The sequence below is a fragment of the Streptomyces phytophilus genome (genome assembly GCF_013870535.1).
Classification (GTDB): domain Bacteria; phylum Actinomycetota; class Actinomycetes; order Streptomycetales; family Streptomycetaceae; genus Streptomyces; species Streptomyces phytophilus.
The window spans coordinates 1-1,649 of record NZ_JACBXC010001301.1 but is presented as its reverse complement, the minus strand read 5'-3'; the positions used below and the strand labels follow the sequence as shown (position 1 = coordinate 1,649).

Genomic DNA, 1,649 nt, shown 5'->3' with positions numbered 1-1,649 from the left:
ACACGCTCCGCGACGACACCTTCCGGCTCGCCGTCCAGGCCGAGGTCAGGCTCTCCGGCCGGGGCCGCGGCGACGGCGCGGGCGGGTACTTCCGCCGCGGCCGGCTGACGTCGATCCCCGGCGACGCGGAGGTACGGGCCCGGGTGCTGGCGGTGGTGACGGACTCCTTCGACGCCGGCGAGACGTACTCCGAGGCGAAGGTCAACGCGATCTGCGGCGAGTGGCTGGACGACTGGGTGAGCCTGCGCCGCGCCCTGGTGGACGAGGGCCTGCTGCGCAGGAACGAGTCCGGCACCGCGTACGAACGCACCTGACGGACCCGCCGCGGACCGCGAAGCCCCTGCGCCGCGAAAGGGGCCGCCGCCCACCGCCCGGTACCGGCCCCCGGGCGGGACCGCGGCCCGTCACCCCGCGGCGGCGACCTCCCGGATCACCGGCTCGAACTCCCGCCGCACGTACGCGTCGAACGGCTCCGCCAGCGCGCCGTCGACGACCCGCCGCACCCCGTGCTCCGCCGCGTACTCCTTGAGCGCCGCGCGGGAGTCAGGCCCCACACCCCCGCCGATGATCAGCACCCCGAACCCGTCGCCCGCCAGCAGCGCCCTGGCCTCGTCGTCGGTGCTCACCCCCTCCGCGTCGAAGCCGTCCGCGCGCAGCGTGGCCAGCACCGCCGCCACTCTGTCGGGCGACCTTCCCAGCACCAGCGTCCTCATGGCCGTTCCTCTCCGGTACGTCGGCATCCACGCACCCGAACCCTAGAAGCTCAACCGGACTTCAGGTCAACGGGGCGCGTCCAGCGGCGTGAGGAGGACGACGGGGATCTCCCGGTCGGCCTTCCGCGCGTACTCCTCGTAGAGCGGGAAGATGCCCGCCATCTGCGCCCAGAGGGGCGCCCGTTCGGCCGCGGTGGCGACCCGGGCGCGGGCGCTGAACCGCCGGGTGCCGACCTGCACCCCGACGGCGGGCTCCGCGGCGAGGTTCATGAACCACGCCGGATCCTCGTCGGCGCCCCCCTTGGAGGCGACGACCACGTAGTCGTCGCCCGAGGTGCCGTAGATCAGGGCGGTGCGGCGGGGCGTCCCCGTCCGCCGCCCGGTCGTGGCGAGCACGAGGGTACGCACCCCGTCGCGCTCGTGCCCCTCGGTGCCACCGGAGGCGAGGTAGGTCCGGGTGTGTTCGGCGACCCAGCTCCACTGGGAGTCGGTGGCGCGGTCGAGGTCTGCTGCGGTGGCCATGGCGGCTGTCCTTCCGGTACGGGTCGGATCCGGCGGGCGGTGCGGCCTCCTTCGACCGCGTCCGCCCCTGGGACGCAGCCGCCCCGCCGATCTCGACATTCCCGGCCCGACTTTCCTACGGGCCCCGCATCCCCTGTGGCAAGAGGCGCGGGCCGGGGCCGGTCGGATGTGAACCGCGGCCCGTCCGGGCAGGGGGCCGCGCCCCCTTACGCCCCGCGTGCGGCGGAGACGCCGCCCGTGAGCGCGCCGTGCAGGAAGACCTCCACCAGCTCCCCCGTGCTCAGCTCCGGCTCGTCCTCCAGGTGCGGCTGGGTGAAGAGCAGCCCGAAGAAGAGGGCCGCGACCTGCTCCGGCGGCCGGCGCAGGGCTGCCCTGTCGGGTTCCAGCAGGTCCGCGAGGGCCGCGCGGATGCGG

General features: G+C 75.2%; 3 protein-coding genes and 1 pseudogene. 1 reads left to right on the top strand and 3 read right to left on the bottom strand.

Going from position 1 to position 1,649, the window contains the following annotated elements; all coding sequences use genetic code 11:
- On the top strand, positions 1-314 hold a 314-nt coding region (locus H5J30_RS31790; protein ID WP_181791052.1), incomplete at its 5' end, for a DUF2087 domain-containing protein.
- A 90-nt stretch (positions 315-404) separates the two neighbouring features.
- On the opposite strand, the gene H5J30_RS31785 is transcribed toward H5J30_RS31790, so the two are convergent.
- The 3 genes and pseudogenes from H5J30_RS31785 to H5J30_RS31775 all read right to left on the bottom strand — a co-directional run.
- A complete protein-coding gene (locus tag H5J30_RS31785) occupies positions 405-713 on the bottom strand; it encodes a hypothetical protein (RefSeq protein ID WP_181791051.1) in 309 nt (102 codons plus the stop codon).
- A gap of 66 nt (positions 714-779) precedes the next feature.
- Positions 780-1,235 (bottom strand): nitroreductase family deazaflavin-dependent oxidoreductase, encoded by a 456-nt coding sequence (locus tag H5J30_RS31780; protein WP_181791049.1) that lies wholly within the window; start codon positions 1,233-1,235, stop codon positions 780-782.
- A gap of 206 nt (positions 1,236-1,441) precedes the next feature.
- Positions 1,442-1,649, bottom strand: a pseudogene (locus H5J30_RS31775) (TetR family transcriptional regulator); the annotation flags it as partial.